Source organism: Candidatus Schekmanbacteria bacterium (assembly GCA_016219965.1).
Taxonomy (GTDB): Bacteria; Schekmanbacteria; GWA2-38-11; order GWA2-38-11; family J061; genus JACRJM01.
In genome coordinates this window covers 1-2,533 of the sequence record JACRJM010000005.1, presented here as the reverse complement: position 1 = coordinate 2,533, position 2,533 = coordinate 1, and the positions used below count along the sequence as shown (strand labels likewise).

General features: G+C 39.0%; 2 protein-coding genes. One reads left to right on the top strand and one right to left on the bottom strand.

Annotated elements, in window-relative coordinates; genetic code table 11:
• The first annotated feature begins 51 nt into the window (after window positions 1–51).
• Window positions 52–1,158, top strand: coding sequence for a hypothetical protein (locus HZA77_08245; protein ID MBI5375411.1), 1,107 nt, complete (start codon window positions 52–54; stop codon window positions 1,156–1,158).
• Between the two features lie 202 nt (window positions 1,159–1,360).
• Here the strand turns inward: HZA77_08245 and HZA77_08240 are convergent, their stop codons facing one another.
• Window positions 1,361–2,275, bottom strand: a complete 915-nt coding sequence (locus tag HZA77_08240; GenBank protein MBI5375410.1) for a transposase family protein — start codon at window positions 2,273–2,275, stop codon at window positions 1,361–1,363.
• Between the last annotated feature and the right edge of the window lie 258 nt (window positions 2,276–2,533).

The following is a 2,533-nucleotide window of genomic DNA, read 5'->3' as shown; positions in this document are numbered from 1 at the left end:
CCAGGATCGATTGAACCGCTTGAATTTAACCTGTCGCAATGGGATTCTCCATTGAATCTGATTTCAGCCTTCCATCAAGTCCGTGATGTAGTTCTTAAAGGAAAGATACCGCTGGTCTTTTTTGACGAGTTTGATTCAAATTTTCAAGGGCTGCTTGGGTGGCTTAAGTATTTTATCGATCCAATGCAAAGCGGTCATTTTAAAGACGGAGAAAGCATTCATCCTATCGGTAAATCAATATTTATCTTTGCGGGAGCTACAAGCAGCACGCTGAAAGAATTTAGCAGAGTCGGTCAGGAAAAGAAGGAAATAGATCGGTTCAAAGAAGTCAAGGGTCCGGACTTTGTCAGCAGGTTACGCGGGTATGTCGATATTCTCGGTTTAAACCCAATAAGTGAGAGTGAGAGACTTTACATGATCCGTCGTGCTGTGGCTTTGCGTATACAACTATACTTAAAAGCAAAGCATATATTTGATAGCGTCGGGCGGGCTAATATTGATAAGGATGTGCTCAGGGCGTTGATTAAAGTTCCTGAATATAAACACGGAATGCGGTCAATGGGCTCGATACTTGATATGAGTGTGCTCTCGGGCCGCAGAAGTTTTGAGCAGTCGGCTCTCCCACCTGCCAACCAACTCGATCTGCATGTTGATGCAAAGTTATTCTCACGATTAATGGCCAGCGATATTCTTTTTGGGGCAGCTCGTGAAAAATTAGCCCGTGCTATTCATGAAGCATTTAGGAAAAATCAAAAAGGAAAAAAATCCTCACGGGCAATTGGCATGAAACCATGGGAGGAGTTGCCGGAAGATTTCAAAGAATCTAACCGTCAGCAGGCTGACTCTATCCCGCTTTATTTAAAAGCTGTTGGATATGGATTTCAGCCGGTAATCGGCAGGGAGATAAACAAAGTCAGGTTTACCGCTGAAGAAGTTGAAATAATGTCAGAGATGGAGCATAAAAGATTTGTTGCACACAAGCTCAAGGCAGGGTGGAAGCCGGGGGAAAGAAGAGATGAAAAAAGGATGATCAACCCAACTTTGGTTGATTGGGAAAAACTTCCGAAAAGCGAGAAAGACAAAGACCACCAAACTGTATGCAAATTCCCTGACTACCTGGCAGAAGCCGGCTTTGAGATTTACAAACTGGGACGGTAAGAAAATGCCTGGAAACAACTTATGGTAAAGTAGACATGTTTTGAGGTTCTTTCTCAAAGTAAGTGGGTAAATAAATATTCCCCTCTAAAAAGAAGTTGACAGTTAAAAGTTAACGGATGACAGTTGACAGAGGAGTAAATACTAGACCTGTTGCTTAATAACAACGTAGAGTAAACAGGATATCCTCTAGATTCTGGAATTATTATCTCATAGATAGATGGTAATTCCAGAGCCCACAGGAGACAAACATTGCCTGATCGTCAAACCCTTCTTTCCTGTTTCTGAACACATCAGTAGTTATTCTTAATCTCTTGACTCCGGCCAAAGCATTCTCCACTAAGACTCTTAGGCTTGATTTTTTCTTGTTTTGTTTTTTGGCAAATTGAGATAAATTCTTGTTTTTCGGCTTTCTTTTAGGTATAGATATCTTATGTCCGGGAAACTGCTTATCGAATCCTAAAAACCCTAAATCTAAATGCTTCTTGATTATTTTGGGAATATAATCAGGTGGAGACTGATCTTTTAAAAGAGTGAAATCATGCTCCTTGCCATTGGAAGTTTTGCCTAGAAATCCTATTCGTTTATTCTTGTCGGCAATAATAATGTTCTTTACGGTATGGCGTTTCTTTTTGCCGGAATAGTTATTTTTCTGTTTATCCTTGTTTTTTGGTCTCTGAATCGGTCTTTCTGTTCCGTCAATGAACACTTCCCTGGCTTCTGGAAACGCTTTAAAAAAATCCTCCACGTTTCTCATTTGTCGCTTGGGCAGAACCAGCTTTTTACCTAAGGCTAACTCTAATATTTTGCTTAATTCTTCTTGCCTGTGAAAGGCATTGGAACGATTACATTCATAAAAGAAACTCATAACATCGTAGGTAGGATAACATTTATAGTAAAAAAGGATAAAAAGCAGTTTTTCCGGGATGGTTTTTAAGAATCCTTTTCTGCCTCCGCCAAGAGCCCGTTTTCCTGTAGAGTTAAGGTTATGCTGTTCAATCTTTTTCTGTTGCCAAATTTTAGAGAATATGGGCAATAAAGCATTAAATTCTTTGGCATTTAAGCCTGTTATGGCTAGCATTAAACGTTCATTTTTAAAGATACGTTCAATATTCATCATATTTTTATCCTTACTTTAAGTTAATTTTAAAATACCTTTACATACTAATTTTATCATTTGTTGTTAAAAAGCAACAGGTCTAGTATACTTCTCTGCGCCTGTGAAGCGTAACAAGCTTTATCTTCTTCAATGGTTTCCATAAACCTCAATAAGCCTCTTCCATTTTTCTAAATTATATGAGTCAAGCCGGAGTTTTGGTAAATATTCTGCTATCTCGTCTATCTTGAAATAAGTCAGAACATCAACAACTCTACCATG

Excerpts from the sequence above, each read along its gene's own strand:
- HZA77_08240 (MBI5375410.1), bottom strand. The coding sequence starts at position 2,275 with ATGATGAATATTGAACGTATCTTTAAAAATGAACGTTTAATGCTAGCC.